Consider the following 21,513-nt stretch of genomic DNA (forward strand, 5'->3'; position numbering starts at 1 on the left):
TTCTCAGCTCTCATCCGTGCGGCGGAACGCGCGCAGTTGGAAGACGTTGATGACGATGAGTGCGAGCAGCACGATCACCGAGAGGGCGCCGGCGATGCCGAGGCTGTTCTGCCCCTGGAAGGCGACGTTGTAGATGAGCTGCACGACGGTCATGGTGCTGTTGTCGGGGCCGCCCTTGGTGAGGATGTAGAACTGCTCGAACGCGAGCAGCGACCCGGTCACGCACATCACTGTCGTGAGCGCGAAGGTCGGCTTGAGCAACGGCACGGTGATGTCGCGGAAGGTCTGCCAGCGGTTCGCACCGTCGATGCGGGCGGCTTCGTAGACGTCATCCGGGATTCCCTGCAGGCCCACCAGCATCAGCAGCATGTAGAAGCCCGCGTATCGCCAGACGATCAGGAAGATGGTCGACCACAGTGCGCCCTCCGGCGTGCCGAGGAACGTGATGCCCCACGACTTCATGAGGTTCGCGAACGGGCCGGCGATGGGGGAGTACAGCACGTAGAAGAGCAGTGACGCGGATGCCAGGCCGAGCGCGCTGGGGATCAGGAAGGCCGTGCGCAGGAACCCCTTCCAGCGGGTGGACTCCTGCACGAGCAGGGCCAGGCCGAGCCCGAGTCCGATCAGGATCACGGTCGTGATGACGGTGTAGAGCAGGGTGAAGCGGATCGAATCCCAGAAGAGGCGGTGCGTGACGGCATCCGCATAGTTCTCCGGGAAGTTGATGCCCTGGTTGCCGCTCAGCAGGGGCCAGTCCGAGGCCGACATCTGCAGCACCAGCACCAGCGGCACGATGAACAGCAGGGCGACGAAGATCGCCGTGGGGGCCGCGTACAGCCAGCCCTGCACCGGGCCGCCGAAGGCGGTGCGCCGTCTGCGGCGATGCAGCGGGAGTGTGGCCTGGGTCATCACGTTCTCTTTCGATGGGGGACTGACGAGGGGGGATGCGGGGGCGACGCGGTGCGCCGCCCCCGCGTGGTCACTGCGACAGGATCGCCGTGATCTCCTCGTTGTCGGCGGGCACCGAGTCGTCGCCGTTGAGCACGGCGTTGCGCACCAGGGTGAGCCACGGGCTGCCCGGGGCGTTGAACGCCTGCTGGAAGTTCAGGGCCACCGGGGTGTCGCCCTGGGCTGCGACCTCGTTGATCGTCACCAGTCGGGGATCGGCGGCCGCATACTCGTTGTCGGCCAGGTCTCCGCGGGAGACGGCGTTGCCGTCTTTCGCGAGCACCTCGACCTGGGCGTCCTCGGACATCATCCAGTTGAGGAAGTTCCAGGCCTGCGCGGCCTTCTTCGAGTCCTTCGAGATGCCGATGCCGTCGCCGCCGACGAACGTCGAGGCACCGCCGTCGACACCGGGGATGCCGGCGACTCCCGCGTCGAACTCGAGTGAGGGGAGCAGCGTCGCGGGGAACGGCATCACGCCGACCTTGCCCTCGCTGAACGCGGCGGTCCAGGTGGGGCCGGCCTCATCGGTCGAGCTCGGGAGAACCGCACCCGCCTCTTCGAGGCCTGCCCACGTGTCGTAGACGGCCTGAGCCGAGTCGCCGTCGAGCAGGGACTCGGTGCCGTCGTCGCTCATGACCTCGTCGCCCGATGCCCAGATGGAGGGGAACCAGGTGAAGACCAGGCATCCACCGCAGTTGAGGCCGGTCGCGGTGCCGTAGGTGTCCGGCTTGTTCAGCGCCTGCACGGCCATGGCCGCTTCGGCGAACTCCTCGAGCGTGGCGGGCGCCTTCTCGGGGTCGAGGCCGGCCTCGGCGAAGAGCTCCTTGTTCCAGAACAGCATCGAGAGGTCGAGGGCGAACGGCAGCACGTACTCGGCGCCGTCGACGGTGCCGGCCGACAGGTGCCCGGGGTTGATCTCGTCCTTGAAGTCGAGGGCGTCGATCTGCTCGGACATGTCCTGGAACAGGCCCTGCTGCGCCCAGTTCGGCACGTAGACGATGTCGGCGGCGAAGAGGTCGGGCAGGCCGCTCGACCCTGCGGCGGCGCCGACTTTCGCGACGTAGTCGTCGTTGGGCACGACTGTCAGCTCGACCTGGTTCTCGTGGCTGTCGTTGTAGGCGTCGACGAGCAGCTTGGCCTGGCGCTCGATCGGCGCGCGGGTCCACAGCGTCAGGGTCGTGCCGTCGTCGGTGCCTTCGGCGGGGATGGGCTCGTCGGAGGCGGCGTCATCGCCGGCGGGGGCGCAGGCGGCGAGTCCGCCGACGAGCAGGCCGGCCGCGATGACGGCGGCTGCTGCCCGACGTGCGGCGTGGGTGCGAATGGTGTTCATGGGCGGGGGCTCCTCTGGGCTCGTCCTCGAGCGGGTGCGGTGTGGCGCTTCGGCAGTGCAGCGCCGGGAGTGGAGATGAGGGTGAAGATCAGGTTCTTCGAAAGTTACGAAAACCCTTTCGAAAAGGTATAGCGTGGTTTCGGAGGGCGCGTCAACCCTCGTTCCGATAACCTTTCAGCACGAAGGAGTGGGATGACGGATACGACTGGAGCACGAGCTGCGACCCTCAGTGACGTCGCCGCGCGCGCCGGAGTCTCGATCTCGACCGCATCCAAGGCGCTGAACGATCGGGGCGACGTATCGGTCGCCACCCGCGCCAAGGTGCGTGCGATCGCCGAGGAGCTGTCCTTCACCCCCAATGCCATGGCGCGAGGACTCCTCGCCGGGCGCACCGGCACGGTCGGCCTTCTCACCAGCGACCTCGAGGGCCGCTTCATGCTGCCGATCCTCATGGGCGCGGAGGATGCGTTCGGCGCAGGTCGCATCAACGTCTTCCTGTGCGATGCGCGAGGTGACGCGATCCGTGAGCAGCACCACCTGAAGGAGCTGCTGAGCCGCAGGGTCGACGGCATCATCGTCGTCGGCCGTCAGACGGATCCGCGCCCCTCGCTCGGGCAGGAGATCCCCGTGCCCGTGGTCTACGCGTACGCCCCCTCGGATGACCCGCGCGACCTCTCATTGACCCCCGACAACTACGCGGGCGGGCGTCTCGCGATCGAGCACCTGTTGGCCTGCGGACGTCGGCGCATCGCGCACATCTCGGGCGACCCGACCTATGCCGCAGCCCAAGACCGCCTCGCCGGCGCCAGAGCAGCACTCGGCGAGGCGGGGCTCGAACTCGTGGGCGAGCCCATGTTCTCGGAGTGGACCGAGCACTGGGGTCGGGATGCCGCGGCGATGCTGCTGCAGCGGCATCCGGACATCGACGCCGTGTTCTGCGGATCCGACCAGATCGCTCGCGGTGTGCTCGACTCGGCCCGCGATCTCGGCCGCACCGTGCCGGACGACCTCGCGGTGATCGGCTACGACAACTGGGAAGTGCTCGCGACCAACGCCCGGCCCGAGCTCACCAGCATCGACGCGAACCTGCAGCAGCTCGGTCGTCAGGCGGCGCTGCGGGTGTTCGATGCGATCGACGGCATCGACATCGGCGAAGGCGCGCACCACCTGCCGGTGCGGCTCGTGATCCGCGGATCGACCATCGCCCGGCGCTGAGGGGCGCTCGCGCGTGCCGGAGTCAGGTCAGGCGTGGTCGCGCCAGGAGTGCTGCGGATCGAACCCGAGCACGCGGCGGGCCTTGTCGATCGACAGCAGCGTCTCGTTCGGGCCGAACTCGCGGGCGACCGGCACATCGGGGAAGACCTCGGCGAGCAGCTCGGCGTTCGGACGCGTCATCACCGTGTCGGCCGCCGCGATGATGAAGTTGTCGAACCCGGGTGCCGCCACCTCGAGCGCACGCTCCACCGCCTGAGCGCCGTCGCGGGCGTCGATGTATCCCCAGAGGTTCCACTTACGGCGCAGCGCATCGGCGTCGAAGTCGGGGAACTCGGCGTAGTCCTCGGGGTTCATCACGTTCGAGAACCGCAGTGCGGTGATCGACAGGTCGGGATGCCAGCGCACGAGCTCCCTCGCGAGCTGCTCCTCGAGGGTCTTCACGAGCGAGTAGACCGACTCGGGGCGGGCGGGGTAGTCCTCGTCGACCGGCACGTAGGGCGGCGGCACGTCGAACGGCAGACCGAGGACGGTCTCGCTCGAGGCGTAGACGACGCGGCGGATGCCGAGGCGCACCGCCGCCCAGAAGACGTTGAACGTGGCGGGCATGTTGTTGTGGAAGGTGGCGACATCGCTGCGGATGCCGGGCGCCGGGATCGCGCCGAGATGCACCACGGCGTCGATGCCGTCGTGCCGGTCGCCGACGGCCGTGAAAGCATCCACGACCTGGCCGTAGTCCGTGAGGTCGACCTGCACGAAGTCAGGGCCGCGGGTGCCCGAGACGTCCATGCCGATGACCTCGTGTCCGTGAGCGCGGAGCTCCCGCGCGACGACGCTGCCGAGCTTGCCCGATGATCCGGTGAGTGCGATGCGCATGTCACCAGAGTGGCACGAAGACGAGGCGCCGGGGCCGCTCGGCATACACTCGTCGGCGTGAGTGACACGAGCAGCGAGCCCCGCCGCACCGTCGGCGTGCGCGACGTCGCCGTGCGCGCAGGGGTGTCTCGGCAGACGGTGTCGCGCGTGCTCAACGACCACCCCGAGGTCGCCGCCGAGACTCGAGAACGCGTCATCGCCGCCATGGCGGAACTCGGCTACCGCATGAACAACGCGGCCAGAGCGCTGGGCACCCGCCGCTCCCGCACGCTCGGGGTGCTCGCCACCGACGCACTGCACTATGGCCCGTCGCGCAGCATCGCAGCGCTCGAGGCGTCGGCCCGCGAGGTCGGCTACTGGCTGAGTGCGGCCTTCGCGGATGCGGGGGACACGGATGCCGTGGTCGCCGCGGTCGACCACCTCGTCATGCAGGGAGTCGAGGGCATCGTCGTCGTCGCGCCTCACGCCCACACCCTCGACGCGCTCGACTCGGTGCCCATCGGCGTGCCCGTCGTCACCCTGCACGCAGCCGATCGCGGCGCGCGCGGCCTCTCGGTCGATCAGGAGGCCGGGGCTCGACTCGCCGTCGCGGCACTCGCCGACGCCGGGCACACACGCATCGCGCACCTCGCCGGCCCCGCCGACTGGCTCGAGGCCGAGTCCCGCGCTGAGGGGTTCCGGGTCGAGCTCGCCGCACGAGGACTCGCCGCCGGGCCGGTCATCGAGGGCGACTGGACCGCCGGCTCGGGCTATGCAGCGGCTCGCGCCGTGCGCGACTCGGGTGTGACGGCGGTATTCGCGGCGAACGACCAGATGGCCCTCGGTCTGCTCGGCGGTCTGCAGGAAGTCGGGCTCTCGGTGCCGGGGGACATCAGCGTGGTCGGTTTCGACGACACTCCGGATGCCGCCTACTACTGGCCGAAGCTCACGACCGTGCGGCAGGACTTCTCGGAATTGGCGCGTCGTGCGGTGGCGGCGGTGCTGGCGGGCAGTGCCGGAGCCGCGGCATCCGACCTCGCGCCGGTGGCACCGGTGCTCGTGACCCGCGATTCGGTGGCGCCGCCGCGCTGAACGGCGCCAGGGTGTGTGCTGGCGCGGTGCGGGGTCAGTTCTGCCTGTGCGGCGCGGTGCGGGGTCAGTTCTGCACGTGAATACGCCGTATCCGATGCGAAAGTGGCCCCGCACGAGACGGGAGATGCGAAAGTGGCCCCGAACCGCGGCGCCGAGCGGTCGCCGGTGTCTTGACGGTCCGCCGACCTCCGTGACACACTTCTGTGACCGGTCACAGTGACCACCGCCGACCCTGAGGTATCCGTGAGCAACGAAGCCCCCGTCTTCTCCCCTGAGATCGACGCCTCCATCCAGGCCGTCCGCGAGGATGTCGCCCGTCTGCACGGCGAACTGGTCCGTTACGACCTCATCGTCTGGACCGGCGGCAACGTCTCGGGCCGCGTGCCCGGAGCCGACCTGTTCGTGATCAAGCCGTCGGGCGTCAGCTACGACGACCTCACGCCCGAGAACATGATCCTGTGCGACCTCGACGGCGCCGTGATCCCCGGCACTCCGGGAAGCGACCGCTCTCCCTCGAGCGACACTGCCGCCCACGCCTACGTCTACCGCCACATGCCCGACGTCGGCGGAGTCGTGCACACGCACTCGACGTTCGCCGTCGCGTGGGCAGCCCGTGGCGAAGAGATCCCCTGCGTCATCACGGCCATGGCCGATGAGTTCGGCGGTCCTATCCCGGTCGGTCCCTTCGCGATCATCGGCGACGACTCGATCGGCCGCGGCATCGTGCAGACGCTCTCGGGTCACCGCAGCCGCGCGGTGCTCATGCAGAACCACGGTCCCTTCACCATCGGAGTCGACGCGAAGGATGCCGTGAAGGCCGCCGTCATGGTCGAAGACGTGGCCCGCACCGTGCACTACGCCCGTGAGGCCGGCCCGCTGATCCCGATTCCGCAGGAGGCCATCGACAGCCTCTTCAACCGCTACCAGAACGTCTACGGACAGAACTCGGACGCCCGACGATGAGCGACACGACCCGCACGACCGCCCGCGACGACATCCTCGCCGGCCGCACGAGCCTCGGCATCGAGCTCGGCTCCACGCGCATCAAGGCCTGTCTGATCGGATCCGACGCCACCGAGGTGCTCGCGACCGGGTCGTTCTCGTGGGAGAACCGCCTCCAGGACGGCCTCTGGACCTACGCGATCGACGAGGTGTGGACAGGCCTGCAGGCGGCATACGCCGGTCTCGTCGCCGACGCGGACGAGCGCCACGGCGTGCGCCCCGAGACGTTCGGCGCGATCGGGATCTCGGCCATGATGCACGGATACCTCGCGTTCGATGCGCAGGGCGAGCTGCTCACGCCGTTCCGCACCTGGCGCAACACCAACACGGGCGCCGCGGCGGCCGAGCTGACCGACCTGCTCGGCGTGAACATCCCGCTGCGGTGGTCGATCGCCCACCTGCACCAGGCGGTGCTCGACGGCGAGGCGCACGTGCCGCAGCTCGACTTCGTCACCACCCTCGCGGGCTATGTGCACACGAGGCTGACGGGCGAGCGCGTTCTCGGCGTCGGAGACGCCTCCGGCATGTTCCCGATCGACTCGGCCACCGGAGACTACGACGAGCGGATGCTGCAGGCCTACGACGCCCTCGCCGCCGACCGTCTTCCCGCCGCAGCCAAGGACCTGCTCCCGACCGTCCTTCCCGCCGGCGCCGCCGCCGGGACGCTCACCGCCGAGGGCGCGGCCCTGCTCGATCCGTCGGGCGCGCTGCCCCCCGGCATCCCGCTCTGCCCGCCCGAGGGCGACGCGGGCACCGGCATGGTCGCGACGAACTCGGTGTCGCCGCGCACCGGCAACGTCTCGGCCGGAACCAGCATCTTCGCGATGGTCGTGCTCGAGCGCCCGCTCGCCGAGGTACACCACGAGCTCGACCTCGTGACGACACCCGCGGGCGACGCCGTCGCGATGGTGCACTGCAACAACGGCGCGAGCGAACTGGCCGCCTGGGCAGGGCTCTTCACCCGTTTCGCCGCCGCCGCGGGGCAGCCGCTGAGCGATGACGCCGTCTTCGACGCACTCTTCCGCGAGGCTCTCGACGGAGAGGCGGATGCCGGCGGCCTGCTGGCGTACAACCACCTCGCGGGCGAGCCGATCGCCGGCCTCACCGAGGGGCGCCCGCTGTTCGTGCGCACCCCCGACAGTGCCTTCACGCTGGCGAACTTCATGCGCTCGCAGCTGTACGGCGTGTTCGGCACGCTCGCGCTGGGGATGCAGGTGCTCGCCGCCGAAGGAGTCGAACTCGACCGCATGTTCGCGCACGGTGGCATGTTCCGCACCGCGGGGGTCGCGCAGCGTTTCCTGGCCGGAGCACTCGGCGCTCCCGTCGCGGTGGGCGAGCTCGCCTCCGAGGGCGGCGCGTGGGGTATCGCGGTGCTCGCGTCGTATCTCGCGCACTCCGAGACGGCGTCGCTGGGGGAGTACCTCGAGCGCGACGTCTTCGCCTCGGCATCCCTCGCGGTCGCCGACCCCGACCCCGCCGACGTCGCCGGCTTCACCGCCTACCTCGACCGCTACCGCGCGGGCCTCGCGATCGAAGCCGCCGCGACCACCGCTCTCTGACCCCCACGCGCACTCTTCACGCCGACACCGGAACACCCAAGGACTCTCATGCCCCGCACCCCGCTCACCACTTCGCTCGACGGCTACGAGGTCTGGTTCCTCACCGGCAGTCAGCACCTCTACGGCCCCGAGACGCTCGCGCAGGTCGCCGAGCAGTCGCAGGAGATCGCCCGCATCCTCGACGAGGCCGGCGAGGTGCCCGTGACCATCGTCTGGAAGCCGGTGCTGACGGATGCCGCAGCCATCAAGCGCACGGCCCTCGAGGCGAACGCCGACGACCGGGTCATCGGCCTGATCGCGTGGATGCACACCTTCAGCCCCGCGAAGATGTGGATCGCCGGTCTCGACGCGCTGCAGAAGCCGCTCGCGCACCTGCACACGCAGGCGAACGTCGAGCTGCCGTGGGCCGACATCGACTTCGACTTCATGAACCTGAACCAGGCGGCGCACGGCGACCGCGAGTTCGGCTACATCCAGACGCGCCTCGGCGTGCCGCGCAAGACCGTCGTCGGTCATGCGAGCGACCCGCGGGTGCGCCAGGAGATCGCGACGTGGCAGCGTGCGGCCGCCGGCCTCGCGGCATCCCGTTCGCTCAAGCTCGCCCGCTTCGGCGACAACATGCGCTTCGTCGCGGTCACCGAGGGCGACAAGACCGAGGCCGAGCTGCGCTTCGGCGTGCAGGTCAACACGTGGGGCGTGAACGACCTGGCGGATGCCGTCGCCGCGGCATCCGACTCCGAGATCGACGCCCTCGTGGCCGAGTACGAAGAGCTGTACGAGGTCGTGCCGGAGCTTCGTCGCGGTGGCGACCGCCACCAGTCGCTGCGCGACGGGGCCGCGATCGAGATCGGTCTGCGGACGTTCCTCGAAGAGGGCGGCTTCGGCGCCTTCACGACCTCGTTCGAAGACCTCGGCGCCCTGAAGCAGCTGCCGGGCCTCGCGGTGCAGCGTCTGATGGCCGAGGGATACGGCTTCGGCGCCGAGGGTGACTGGAAGACCGCGATCCTCGTGCGCGTCGCCAACGTCATGGGCGCGGGCCTGCCCGGCGGGGCGAGCCTCATGGAGGATTACACCTACGACATGACGCCCGGCGACGAGCTGATCCTCGGGGCGCACATGCTCGAGGTCTCGCCCTCGCTCACGACGGCGAAGCCGACCCTCGAGATCCACCCGCTCGGCATCGGCGGCAAGGAAGACCCGGTGCGTCTGGTCTTCACCGCCGACCCCGGCCCCGCGATCGTCGTCGCCCTCAGCGACATGCGCGACCGCTTCCGCCTCACCGCGAACGTCGTCGAGAACGTGCCCCCGCGCCAGTCGCTGCCGAAGCTGCCGGTCGGCCGCGCCGTGTGGAAGCCGCAGCCCGACTTCAACACCTCGGCCGCCGCCTGGCTGACCGCGGGTGCTGCGCACCACACGGTGATGTCGACCGCCATCGGGCTCGAGGCCTTCCGCGATTTCGCCGAGATGGCCGAGGTCGAGCTGCTCGTGATCGACGATGCGACCACCCTGCCCGAGTTCCAGAAGCAGGTCCGCTGGAACCAGGCCTACTACCGACTCGCGCAGGGGCTGTGATGACGGGAGCCGGCCGGCCGCGCTCGGGGCGTCAGCTGCGCATCACCGGGCACGGATACGACGCCGTGATCGCGAGCGTCGGCGCCTCGCTGCGCCTGCTCGCATTCGAAGGACGCGACCTGGTCGTGCCCTTCGACGCCGACGAGGTGCGGCCCGGATACCGCGGCACCACCCTCGCACCGTGGCCCAATCGCATCGTCGACGGTCGCTACACGTTCAGCGGCGTCGAGCATCAGCTGGCCCTCACCGAGCCCGCCCGCGGACAGGCGCTGCACGGGCTGCTCGCCTGGGGCGAGTTCGAAGACCGACTGGTGCTCGACGACCGCGTCGTGCTCGCGGCCGTGATCGAGCCGCAGACCGGCTATCCGTTCCGCGTCGAGGTGGAGACCGAGTACCGCATCGACGGCGACGGCCTTCAGCAGACCGTCACCGCGCGCAACCTCGGGACGGATGCCGCGCCCTGGGGCACAGGGCCGCACCCGTATCTCGTCGCCGGACCCGATGGCCGCGTCGATGACTGGACGCTGACCCTGCCGGCATCCGAGGTGCTGACCGTCACCGACGACCGGCTGAGCCCGGTGGCGCTCGAGGGAGTGTCCGCGCATCCGCAGTGGGACTTCCGCGTTGCGCGCCCGATCGCCGACGTCTTCATCGACCACGCGTTCTCCGGCCTCGCCCGCGAGGGCGGAGTCGCCGAGGTGCGGGTGGTGACGGGTGCCGGAAGCGGCGTCGTCATGACCTTCGACGAGCGCTGCCCGTGGGTGCAGGTGCACACGGCCGACAACCCCGGCATCGACGCGATCCATCGCATCGGCCTCGCGGTCGAGCCGATGACCTGTCCGCCGGACGCGTTCAACTCGGGGACCGACCTGGTCGTGCTCGAACCCGGCGCGACGCACGCAGCATCCTGGCGGATCGCCGCCGTCTGACGCGCGGCGGCCGGCCGAGTCGCTCGCGGCACGGTCGTGGCGCCGATGCGGGGCCAGTTCTTCGGCATCCGGGCTCGGTGCGGGGCCAGTTCGGCATCCGGGACTCGGTGCGGGGCCATTTCGGCACCCTGGACCCGGTGCGGGGCCAGTTCGGCATCCGGGACTGGGTGCGGGGCCAGTTCGGCATCCGGGGCTCGGTGCGGGGCCAGTTCGGCATCCGAATGGGGCGTTTCCGGTGCGCAACTGGCCCCGCACGCGTGGTGCGGGTGCGGGTGCGGGTGCGGGTGAGGGTGCCGGATGTCGCGGCTGCGGACCGCGCCTCTCCGATCAGGCGAGTGCCGCGACCAGCGCCCGGGCTGCGGATGCCGACGACTGCGGGTTCTGGCCGGTGATGAGCAGTCCGTCGACGATCGTGTGATCGCTCCACGGGTCGGTCACGTCGATGTCGGCGCCGAGCTCGCGCAGAGAGGTCTCGAGCAGGAACGGCGCGCGGTCCGCGAGCCCTCCGATGCGCTCCTCCTCGTCGGAGAATCCGGTGATGCGGCGTCCGGCGACGAGCGGCTCGCCCGCAGCATCGCGTGCGGGCAGCAGAGCCGCGAGCCCGTGGCACACCGCGGCCAGCGGACGTCCCGCCGCGACGGTCGCCGAGATGAGCGCCGCCGAATCGGCATCCACAGCGAGGTCCTGCATCGGTCCGTGCCCGCCGGGGTAGTAGACGGCCGCGTAGTCGGCGCCGTCGACATCGGCGAGCACCAGGGGAGTGCTGAGCCCCGGGATCTCCGCGAGCGCCGCGGCATCCCCGTCGCCGAGGCTCGACGCATCGGCGACCGGCTCGACACCGCCGGGTGTCGCGAACACCACGTCGTGCCCCGCGGCGGTGAGCAGGCGATAGGGGGCGAGCAGCTCTTCGGCCCAGTAGCCGGTGGGGTGCTCGGTGCCGTCGGACAGAGTCCAGGCGCGGGCGCCGGAGACGACGAAGAGGACGGATGACATGGATGCTCCCAAGGTTCGGACGACGGATGCCGTGCGGATGCGATATCCAGGACAACGGCCCGCCGCGACGAACGATTCCGATAGATTGCCGATATGAGCAATCGGAATTCCGATGGATTGCCCGACCTGGGGCTGTGGCGCACCTTCCTCATCGCGCACCGATCCGGGTCGGTGTCGGCGGCGGCGCGCAGGCTCGGACTCGCGCAGTCGTCGGTCACGACGCAGTTGCAGGCGCTGGAGGCGAGCGTCGGCGAGCCGCTGTTCGTCCGTCATGCCCGCGGCATCCGTCCGACGCCCCGAGCCGACGAGTTCGCCGCGCGGCTCTCGGGCCCGCTCGACGCGTTGGCGGATGCTCTCGGCACCCACCCGGCCCTCGAACCGCCGGTCATCCGCCTCGGCGGGGCGGGGGAGTTCCTGGCCGCCGTCGCCGCCCCGGCTCTCGCGAGTGCTGTGGCCGGCGGACTGCGGCTTGCGGTGACCACGGGCCTGGCCGACGACCTGCTCGATCAGCTGAGGGTCGGCAGCCTCGACCTGGTGATCTCCGCCGTGCGACCTCGCGGACGGGCGCTGCCGAGCATGCCGCTGTTCGACGAGGATTTCGTGCTCGTGGCCTCGCCGTCGCTGCGCATCGACCCGTCTCCGGCCCTCTCACCGGACGCGCTCGCGCACGTACCTCTGCTGGCATACGACCGAGACGTCCCGATCGTCCGACGGTACTGGCGCCACGTGTTCGGCATCCGTCTCGACCGGGAACCGGCTCTCGTCTTCCCCGACCTGCGCGCGCTCGCCGCCGCTGCGGTTGCGGGGGCGGGCGTCACCGCCCTGCCGACCTACCTGATCGCCGACGAACTCGCCGATGGCAGACTCGTCGACCTGCGACCCACCGAGGATCCGCCGATCAACACGCTGTATCTCGTGCGGCGACCGGGTCCGTTGTCCGACGGGGTCGCGGCCGTGGAGAAGACGCTGCGCGCCGCCGTCGCCGACCTCTGACGCTCGTCGCGGCGGCGGTGCGGGGTCAGGTGCGCATCTGGAGTCCGGTGCAGGGTCAGTTTCGCATCCACCATTCGGTACGGGGTCAGTTTCGCATCGGACATCCGGTGCGGAGTCAGTTTCGCATCGGAAACGCCCGATTCGGATGCGGTAGTGGCCCCGCACAGATGCACTGCCCGGCCTCACAGATGTGCAGCCGCTCGCGCGGCGAACGCACACGACGGACGGATGCCGCACCTCACGGACGCGCGCACCTCACGGACGCGTACACCTCACGGACGCACGCACCTCACGGACGCACGCACCTCACGCACGCACCTCACGGACGCACGCATCTCACGGACGGACCGCACACGGCAGGTGCGGCAGACCCGATGCGGCAGTGGCGACCGAGCCTCAGCGGTTGAGCCAGTGGCGCAGCGTGCGCGTGACCCAGGGCAGCACCCAGTAGGTCATGATCGGCGTGAGCACGACGGTCGTGGCGAGCACGCGCAGCCAGATCGGCAGTTCGTTCCAGCCGGGCACGGGGCTCAGCGCATAGGTGAAGGCGAGGTTCAGCGGGAAGAACCCGAGCCAGATCGACACGGCCTGCTTCCACCGCGGCGGAGTGCTGACCATCGCGACGGTGGTCGTCGAGCCGTCAGCGCGGGGGAGGGTGATGGTGTCGGTGGTCGGCTCGTCGAACCAGCCCTCGATGCCCGTGCGGCGGCGCACGCGCTCGCTGCGCACGAACTGCTCGCCGGTCGACTTCCACCACTCGCGCTCGCCCGACTGCTCCCACGCCACGAGCGACTTCTCGTCGGAGAAGCGGTACAGCATGTGCCAGACGTGCGAGTCCTCGCCGTCGCGCACCCAGCCGGATCCGAGGAACCCCGGGTACCGGTGCGCCAGATTCACGCCGGTCTGCACCCAGGCGGTGGCGGCGGCGACATGCTCGGGGTCGACCTCGCGGCGGATGGAGACGGTGATGGGTTCGCTGGACATGGTGGGGTCCTCGGAGAGAGCGGATCGCCCGGGTCACGGGCGCCTCGACGGTGGGGGATGCGCCGGGGTGCGGGCGCGTGTTCGATTGTATTTCGGATGCCGGGTGGCGCCGGTCGTTTTTCGCCGCGCGCGAAGACGGCATCTCGGGGTGCATGCCGATGCCGATGCCGATGCCGATGCCGGATGCCGATGCCGGGTGCCGGGTGCCGGTGCCGGATACCGATGCCGGGTGCCGGACGCTTCAGAAGGCCGAATGCGCCTGCGACGGCCGGATACCGGGAATTCGGCCGTCGCGGGCGCGCATGGCCGAGGCTGGTGCAGGGCAGCGACGCGGCATCCGTCCCCGCACTCCGCGACAGGGTGAGAATAGGAGGCATGAGCACGCGCAGCGAAGCCGTCCTGATCGATGTCGTCCGCACTCCCGTCGGACGCGGCAAGCCGGGCGGCGCGCTCTCGGGTGTGCATCCTGTCGACCTCGCGGCGGGTGCTCTCGCCGCGATACTCGAGCGCAGCGGGCTCGAGTCGAGGCAGATCGACGACGTGCTGCTCGGTTGCGTGAGTCAGGTGGGGGACCAGTCGTCGAACATCGCGCGGCAGGCTGTGCTCGCCGCGGGTTTCGACGAGTCGATCCCCGCGACGACGATCGACCGCCAATGCGGGTCCAGCCAACAGGCCATGCATGTCGCCGCGCAGGGGATCATGGCCGGCGCGTATGACGCGGTCATCGTCGGCGGCGTCGAGTCGATGAGTCGGGTGCCGCTCGGATCGTCTGCGGCCGGCGGGTCGCCGATGTCGCCTCGCCTGCGTGAGCGCTACCCCGAGGGACTCGTGAACCAGGGCGTCTCGGCCGAGCTGATCGCCCAGCGCTGGGGCATCGATCGCGCAGCGCTGGATGCGTACGCCGCCGAGTCGCACCGCCGCGCGGCCGCCGCGTGGCACGAGGGCTTCTTCGACCGCACCGTCATTCCGGTCGCCGAGGCTCCGGATGCCGCGGGCGACGAGACCGTGCGCGCCGGCACGACGGCCGAGGGGCTCGGGGGACTCAGCCCCGCGTTCCGCACCGACGCTCTTGCCGCCCGATTCCCGGACGTCGACTGGCGGATCACTCCCGGCAACTCCTCGCCGCTGACCGACGGAGCATCCGCTGCGCTCGTGATGAGCGCCGAGCGTGCCGAACAGCTGGGACTCACGCCGCGGGCGAGGTTCCACGCGTTCACGGTGGTCGGCGACGATCCGCTCATGATGCTGACCGGCCCGATCCCCGCGACGCGGCGCATTCTCGAACGCACCGGACTGACGATCGATGACCTCGACGCCTACGAGGTCAATGAGGCCTTCGCGTCGGTGCCACTGGCCTGGGCCGCGGAACTCGGGGCGGATGCCGCCAAGCTCAACCCGCGAGGAGGTGCGATCGCCCTCGGGCACGCACTGGGCTCGTCGGGCACCCGCCTGCTCGGCACCCTGATCGACCACCTCGACGCGGTCGGCGGCCGCTTCGGACTGCAGACCATGTGCGAGGGCGGTGGCATGGCGAACGCCACGATCATCGAGCGGCTGTAATCCGGCATCCGGCATCCGGCATCCGGCATCCGGCGTCCGGCACCCGCTGTGCCCCTGCCGGGTCGATGTTCGCCGGACAAGACAGAGAAGACCCCCGCCGACCCGATTCGGCGGGGGTCTCTTCGGGAGCAGACGCTCACCGTATGCGCGGATGACGTGACTACCCGATCCGGTCTGAGTCTGTGTCCGCGCATCTGCAGTTGTAGTCGGCGAAGGTGTCCGGGCGGTGAACGCGGCGAGAAATCCTCCTCACCCGGGATTCGCGATCCTGGAAGCGTTTGCGACTTAAGGCCATCAGCAGTACTCACACCCCTGACTTTTCGCCAGACCGCAGCTGCAAGCGCTTGCAGTCCTGGAGCCCGCCCTGCTAGCTTCACTCGCAAGCCTCCGGACACGTCGTCGTGTCCGCCGCCATCAGGGAGCATCATTTGTTCAAGTCGGCTCGGTCGAAGACGACCGCTTCACGTCCGCTCGCCCTACTCGCCGCCACCGCGCTCGTCGTCTCGGGCTTCGGCGCGGCCGGCACGCTCGGCGGCTCATCCGCCGCGGCGGCCGATCGCACCGTGGCTCTCGTGGGCTCGCTGCAGTCCGAGCTCGGCTGCGCGGCCGACTGGGCGCCCGACTGCACCGAGACCGAGCTCGAGCCCACGGGCGCCGAGGGCATCTACTCCGCCGAGTTCGAGGTCCCTGCGGGCACGTGGCAGTACAAGGTCGCGGTGAACGACGGCTGGGACGAGGCGTACGGGCTCGACGGCGGGGCCGACGACATCCCTCTGACGGTGGCCGGCCCGACAACCCTCCGCTTCACGTTCGACGACACGCTCAAGCGCGTCGGGCTCGAGTCCACCGACCTGCGTGGCGGCTACACCTCCGACGATGAGGCGCTCATCGCGAGCCCGACCCGACAGGCGGGTGCCGGCGAGCAGTTCTACTTCGTGATGACCGACCGCTTCGCGAACGGCGACACGGCCAACGACACCGGCGGTCTCGAGGGCGACCGGCTCACCACCGGTTTCGACCCCACGGACAAGGGCTTCTATCAGGGCGGCGACATCGCCGGAATCCGCGAGAACCTCGACTACATCGAGGGGCTCGGCACATCGGCGATCTGGCTGACGCCGAGCTTCGCCAACAAGCCGGTGCAGGGTGAGGGCGCCAACGCCTCTGCCGGTTATCACGGCTACTGGATCACCGACTTCACCCGCATCGACCCGCACCTCGGCACCAATGAGGAGCTGCAGGCGCTGATCGCCGACGCGCACGCCCGCGACATCAAGGTGTACTTCGACATCATCACCAACCACACTGCCGACGTCATCGACTACGCCGAGGGGCAGTACTCCTACATCGACCAGGCGACGAGTCCCTACACGGATGCCGCGGGTACGGCGTTCGACCCGGCCGACCACGCGGGCACCGACGGGTTCCCCGAACTCGACCCGGCGACGAGCTTCCCCTACACGCCGGTGATCGACGACAGCGAGGCCGACGTCAAGGTGCCGGCCTGGCTGAACGACCCGTCGCTCTATCACAACCGCGGAGACTCGACCTGGTCGGGGGAGTCGGTCACATACGGCGACTTCAGCGGACTCGACGACCTGATGACCGAGCACCCGACGGTGGTCAACGGCTTCGTCGAGGTCTACGACAAGTGGATCGACCTCGGCATCGACGGCTTCCGCATCGACACCGTCAAGCATGTGAACTTCGAGTTCTGGGAGAAATGGACCGCCGACGTCCTCGACTACGCGCACGAGAAGGGCAACGACGACTTCTTCATGTTCGGCGAGGTCTACGACGCCGACCCGGTGAAGCTCGCGCCGTACGTGCGAGACACCGACATGAACTCGATCCTCGACTTCACGTTCCAGTCCTCCGCCGTCAGCTACGCGTCGGGCAATTCGGCCAAGGGCCTGCAGTCCCTGTTCGCGGGCGACGATCGCTACACGACACCCGACTCGTCGGCGACGGCACTGCCCACGTTCCTCGGCAACCACGACATGGGCAGGGTGGGATCCTTCCTGCAGACGACGGATGCTCCGCTCGAGCGCGACGAGCTGGCGCACGAGCTCATGTTCCTCACCCGGGGTCAGCCGGTCGTCTACTACGGCGACGAGCAGGGCTTCGCCGGCCCCGGCGGCGACAAGGACGCCCGGCAGTCGCTCTTCGCCACCCAGGTCGCCGACTACGCGAATCAGAACCTCATCACCGGCGAGCAGGCCGGCTCGGTCGACCGCTATGCGACGGATGCCGCGCTCTACGAGCACATCGCCGCGCTGTCAGAGCTCCGGGAGTCGAACCCGGCGCTCAGTGAGGGCGCGCAGATCGAGCGGTACGCGGCATCCGGTGCTGGTGTGTACGCGTTCTCCCGCGTGGATGCCGACGACAAGGTCGAATACCTGGTGGCCGTGAACAACGCCGCCACCGCGCAGACGGTCGACCTCACCACGCTGACCGCCGACGCCTCGTACGAGGTGCTCTACGGTGACGCCGCGTCCCTCGCCACGGATGCCGGTGCGGCCGCCTCGATCACGGTGCCGGCTCTGTCGGCGGTGGTCTGGAAAGCCGACTCGACCGTCACGGCGCCGTCCGAGGCGGCATCCGTCGAGGTCGTCGTGCCCGCCGCCGGAGCCGGTGTCACCGGACAGTCCGCCGTGCAGGCCGACATCGCCGATCAGTGGGCGCAGACGAGCTTCGCCTGGCGCGTCGTCGGCTCCGAGGAGTGGCAGGCGCTCGGCACCGCGGAGGACACCGACCCCCGCGTCTTCCACGACATCCGCGATCTCGCGAACGGCACGCTCGTCGAATATCGGGCCGTGACGACGGATGCCGCGGGCAACCACGCCGCAGCCTCGACGTACGCGTCGGTCGGCAACGCCGTGACGCTGGCGGCCGGCGAGGAGCCCGAGTCTCCGATCGACATGGTGACCGTGCCCGGCAGTCTCAACTCCGAGATGGGCTGTGCGGGCGACTGGGACCCTGCCTGCGAGAAGGCGAAGCTGACCCTGCGCGCCGACGGCGTATGGGAGGGGGCTTTTGATCTGCCGGCCGGCGACTACGAGTACAAGGCGGCGATCAACGGCAGCTGGGCCGTCAACTACGGAGCGAACGGTGTGCCGGGCGGCTCGAACGTCACGCTCACCCACGCGGGCGGGCCGATCACCTTCTACTTCGACCCGCGCACGAACATCGTGCAGTCCTCGGCCGACGGACCCATCGTCACGCTGCCGGGCTCTCTGCAGGACGAGCTCGGCTGCGCGGCGGACTGGTCTCCCGACTGCCTCGGCACCCTCATGGCCGACGGCGACCGCGACGGCGTCTACGAGTTCTCGACCGCCGACCTCCCCACCGGAGCCTACGAGCTCAAGGTGGCGCACGGCCTGAGTTGGGCTGAGAACTACGGCGCCGACGGAGTGCCGGGCGGCGCGAACATCTCGTTCAGCGCGGCCGAGGGCAGCGTGACGTCGTTCCGCTACACGCTGGCGACGCACGTCCTCGAGGTCGTGAGCGCGGACCCGCAGCTCCCCGGCACCGGAGAGCAGCGCGCACAGTGGGTCGACGCCGAGACGATCGCCTGGCCGGCGACTCTCGGGTCTGTCGACAAGGCCGCCTATCAGCTGTACTCCTCGGCGGACGCTTCGCTCGCGGTGGCAGACGGCGACATCGCGGGTGGCGAGTCGATCGCGCTCGAGGTGATCGAGGGCGGCCTGACGGACGAGCAGCTCGCCCGGTTCCCCGCGCTCGACGGATACCTCGCCCTGCGGGTGACGGATGCCGATGCGGCGGCACTGCTGCGCACGCAGCTCGCGGTCGTCCAACGTGACGAGACGGGTGCGCCCTCCGCATTCACCGGCGTGCAGATCGCCGGGGTTCTCGACGATCTCTATGCCGCAGCCCTCGACGACGTCGACCTGGGCGTGACGTTCTCGGGCAAGAAGCCGACGTTCCGGCTGTGGGCGCCGACGGCGCAGAGCGCGACCCTTCTCACCTGGGACGAGGGCGCCGAGGGCGACCCCGCTCGGCACGAGGCCGCGTGGGATGCGGCGTCCGGCGTCTGGTCGGTCGCGGGCGCCAAGGATCTCAAGGGCGACGAGTTCCTGTGGGAGGTCGTGGTCTATGCGCCGACGACCGGTGCGATCGAGACGAACCGGGTCACCGATCCCTACTCGACGGCGCTCACTCTGAACTCGCGGCGTTCGGTCGCCATCGACCTCGACGACAAGGCCTGGCAGCCGAAGCAGTGGCAGAAGGCCGAAGCGCCGGTCGTCGAGCGCGCGGTCGACCGGGCGATCTACGAGCTGCACATCCGCGACTTCTCGATCAGCGACGAGACGGTTCCGGCCGACGAGCGCGGCACGTACCTGGCGTTCACCCGCGACAGCGCGGGCACCGATCAGCTGAAGCAGCTCGCGGATGCCGGAATCAACACCGTGCATCTGCTGCCCTCCTTCGACATCGCCTCGATCGAGGAGGACCGCGCAGCGCAGGCGGTGCCCGACTGCGACCTCGCCTCGTTCGGCCCGGCCGACGCGGCACAGCAGGCGTGCATCCAGGCGGTCGCGGATGCCGACGGCTTCAACTGGGGCTACGACCCGTACCACTACTCGACGCCCGAGGGCTCGTACGCGGTCGACGCCGACGGCGGCGCCAGGGTCAGCGAGTTCCGGTCGATGGTCGGCGCTCTCCATGACATGGACCTGCAGGTCGTGCTCGATGAGGTGTTCAACCACACGGCGGCATCCGGTCAGGCCGAGAAGTCGGTGCTCGACCAGGTCGTGCCCGGCTACTACCACCGGCTGAACGCGGCCGGCGGCGTCGAGACCTCGACGTGCTGCCAGAACGTCGCGACCGAGCACCTCGCCGCGCAGAAGCTCATGGTCGACTCGATCGTGACCTGGGCGCGCGACTACAAGGTCGACGGCTTCCGCTTCGACCTCATGGGCCACCACTCGACGACGAACATGCAGGCGATCCGCGACGCGCTCGACGCCCTGACCCTCGCGAAGGACGGCGTCGACGGTTCGGCGATCCATCTGTACGGCGAGGGCTGGAACTTCGGCGAGGTGGCGGACGATGCGCTGTTCGAGCAGGCCACCCAGGGGCAGCTGGGAGGCACCGGCATCGGCACGTTCAACGACCGCCTGCGCGACGCCGTGCACGGCGGCAGCCCGGTCGACTCGTCGTCGACGTTCCGTCAGGGCTTCGGCACCGGTCTCGGCACCGACCCGAACGGCGATCCGATCAACGGCACGGTCGAGCAGGCGCTCGCCGACCTCGGCCACGAGACCGATCTCGTCAAGCTCGGGCTGGCGGGCAATCTGCGCGACTTCGAGTTCACCACGAGCGACGGCTCGGTCACGGCAGGAGAGGCGATCGACTATCGCGGCTCCGCGGCGGGCTATGCCGATCAGCCGGACGAGACGATCAACTACGTCGATGCGCACGACAACGAGACGCTCTACGACCTCTCGGTGCTCAAGCTCCCGGTCGACACGACGATGGCCGACCGCGTGCGGATGAACACGCTGGAGCTCGCGACTGTGACGCTCTCGCAGTCGCCGTCGTTCTGGCATGCAGGCACCGAGCTGCTGCGGTCGAAGTCCCTCGATCGCAACAGCTACAACTCCGGTGACTGGTTCAACCGCATCGACTGGACCGGTCAGGAGTCGACGTTCGGCTCGGGGCTGCCGACCGCGGCGGACAACGAGGAGAAGTGGCCGATCATGGCGCCGCTGCTCGCCGATCCTGCGCTCAAGCCGGCCGCGGCCGACATGGCGGCCGCAGAGGCATCCGCTCTCGATCTGCTGCGCATCCGCGACGAGGTCGATCTGCTGCGGCTCGGCTCGGCCGAGCTGATCCAGCAGAAGGTCACGTTCCCGAACGGCGGGGCGGGGGCGGCTCCGGGCGTGATCCTGATGCAGATCGACGACCTGACGGGTCCCGACGCCGACGCCGATCTCGACGGTGCGCTCGTCGCGTTCAACTCCTCTCCTGCGCCGGTCACGCAGACCGTCGCCGGCCTGGCCGGGCGTTCGTTCGCGCTGACCCCGGCTCAGGCGAACGGAGCGGATGCCGTGGTCAAGACCACGACCTGGGACGCCGCGACCGGCACCGTGACGATCCCCGCCCGGTCGGTCGCCGTGCTGGTCGACGACCAGGTGCAGCCGATCGATACGCGGGTGCGCGCCTCCTCGGACCTGCTGGTGAAGTCGGGCAAGAGCGCCACCGTGAAGGTCACCGTGGCGGCCGACGACGGCAGCGCGCCGGTGGGCACGGTGACGGTGCACGACCGCGGCAAGGTCGTCGCCACGGTCGAGCTGGCTCCCTCCGACAAGGGCAGGGTCACCGTGTCGGTGCCGAAGCTGAGCCGTGGGGTGCACCTGCTCACGGTCCGCTTCGACGGTACGGAGCCGTGGCAGGACTCCCGCAGCACGCGCAGCCTCCCGGTGATCGTCTACTGAGGTCGAGGCGAGGGGTGCGGCCG

General features: G+C 69.8%; 14 protein-coding genes. 9 read left to right on the forward strand and 5 right to left on the reverse strand.

Annotated features, from left to right (window positions below):
- Positions 1–3: 3 nt before the first annotated feature.
- Positions 4–909, reverse strand: coding sequence for a carbohydrate ABC transporter permease (locus ACZZZQ_RS09495; protein ID WP_053097880.1), 906 nt, complete (start codon positions 907–909; stop codon positions 4–6).
- A 70-nt stretch (positions 910–979) separates the two neighbouring features.
- Positions 980–2,278, reverse strand: a complete 1,299-nt coding sequence (locus ACZZZQ_RS09500; protein ID WP_072591962.1) for an ABC transporter substrate-binding protein — start codon at positions 2,276–2,278, stop codon at positions 980–982.
- A gap of 192 nt (positions 2,279–2,470) precedes the next feature.
- Between ACZZZQ_RS09500 and ACZZZQ_RS09505 the strand changes: the two genes are divergently transcribed.
- A complete protein-coding gene (locus ACZZZQ_RS09505; protein WP_053097877.1) occupies positions 2,471–3,493 on the forward strand; it encodes a LacI family DNA-binding transcriptional regulator in 1,023 nt (340 codons plus the stop codon).
- 27 nt (positions 3,494–3,520) lie between these two features.
- On the opposite strand, the gene ACZZZQ_RS09510 is transcribed toward ACZZZQ_RS09505, so the two are convergent.
- Positions 3,521–4,366 carry an NAD-dependent epimerase/dehydratase family protein gene (locus ACZZZQ_RS09510; protein ID WP_463507417.1) on the reverse strand — a complete coding sequence of 282 codons (846 nt, stop codon included), beginning with the start codon at positions 4,364–4,366 and terminating at the stop codon, positions 3,521–3,523.
- Between the two features lie 57 nt (positions 4,367–4,423).
- Here ACZZZQ_RS09510 and ACZZZQ_RS09515 point away from each other — a divergent pair, with 57 nt between their 5' ends.
- The 5 genes from ACZZZQ_RS09515 to ACZZZQ_RS09535 all read left to right on the forward strand — a co-directional run bounded on the left by ACZZZQ_RS09515 (position 4,424) and on the right by ACZZZQ_RS09535 (position 10,499).
- Entirely contained in the window at positions 4,424–5,437 is a 1,014-nt protein-coding gene (locus tag ACZZZQ_RS09515) for a LacI family DNA-binding transcriptional regulator (RefSeq protein ID WP_463507418.1), read from the forward strand.
- A 243-nt stretch (positions 5,438–5,680) separates the two neighbouring features.
- Positions 5,681–6,400, forward strand: a complete 720-nt coding sequence (locus ACZZZQ_RS09520) for an L-ribulose-5-phosphate 4-epimerase (protein WP_072591958.1) — start codon at positions 5,681–5,683, stop codon at positions 6,398–6,400.
- The gene (locus ACZZZQ_RS09525; protein ID WP_463507419.1) at positions 6,397–7,998 is read left to right on the forward strand and encodes a xylulokinase; all 1,602 of its coding nucleotides are present in this window, start codon (positions 6,397–6,399) and stop codon (positions 7,996–7,998) included. The genes ACZZZQ_RS09520 and ACZZZQ_RS09525 overlap by 4 nt, the downstream gene beginning before the upstream one ends.
- Positions 7,999–8,046: 48 nt before the next feature.
- Positions 8,047–9,570, forward strand: coding sequence for an L-arabinose isomerase (gene araA, locus ACZZZQ_RS09530; protein ID WP_187250689.1), 1,524 nt, complete (start codon positions 8,047–8,049; stop codon positions 9,568–9,570).
- Entirely contained in the window at positions 9,570–10,499 is a 930-nt protein-coding gene (locus ACZZZQ_RS09535) for an aldose 1-epimerase family protein (RefSeq protein WP_463507420.1), read from the forward strand. The genes araA and ACZZZQ_RS09535 overlap by 1 nt, the downstream gene beginning before the upstream one ends.
- Before the next feature lie 327 nt (positions 10,500–10,826).
- Here ACZZZQ_RS09535 and ACZZZQ_RS09540 read toward each other — a convergent pair whose 3' ends face one another.
- Complete coding sequence (locus ACZZZQ_RS09540) at positions 10,827–11,492, reverse strand: type 1 glutamine amidotransferase domain-containing protein (protein ID WP_463507421.1); 666 nt, start codon at positions 11,490–11,492, stop codon at positions 10,827–10,829.
- A gap of 93 nt (positions 11,493–11,585) precedes the next feature.
- Here ACZZZQ_RS09540 and ACZZZQ_RS09545 point away from each other — a divergent pair, with 93 nt between their 5' ends.
- Positions 11,586–12,485, forward strand: a complete 900-nt coding sequence (locus ACZZZQ_RS09545) for a LysR family transcriptional regulator (RefSeq protein ID WP_463507422.1) — start codon at positions 11,586–11,588, stop codon at positions 12,483–12,485.
- A gap of 396 nt (positions 12,486–12,881) precedes the next feature.
- Here the strand turns inward: ACZZZQ_RS09545 and ACZZZQ_RS09550 are convergent, their stop codons facing one another.
- Positions 12,882–13,469 (reverse strand): antibiotic biosynthesis monooxygenase, encoded by a 588-nt coding sequence (locus tag ACZZZQ_RS09550; protein ID WP_053097861.1) that lies wholly within the window; start codon positions 13,467–13,469, stop codon positions 12,882–12,884.
- 375 nt (positions 13,470–13,844) lie between these two features.
- On the opposite strand from ACZZZQ_RS09550, the gene ACZZZQ_RS09555 reads away from it, so the two are divergent.
- Positions 13,845–15,029 carry a thiolase family protein gene (locus tag ACZZZQ_RS09555; protein ID WP_463507423.1) on the forward strand — a complete coding sequence of 395 codons (1,185 nt, stop codon included), beginning with the start codon at positions 13,845–13,847 and terminating at the stop codon, positions 15,027–15,029.
- A 401-nt stretch (positions 15,030–15,430) separates the two neighbouring features.
- Positions 15,431–21,490, forward strand: coding sequence for a pullulanase-type alpha-1,6-glucosidase (pulA, locus tag ACZZZQ_RS09560; RefSeq protein ID WP_463507424.1), 6,060 nt, complete (start codon positions 15,431–15,433; stop codon positions 21,488–21,490).
- Positions 21,491–21,513: the final 23 nt, after the last annotated feature.

The organism is Microbacterium sp. AC132 (assembly GCF_979258525.1).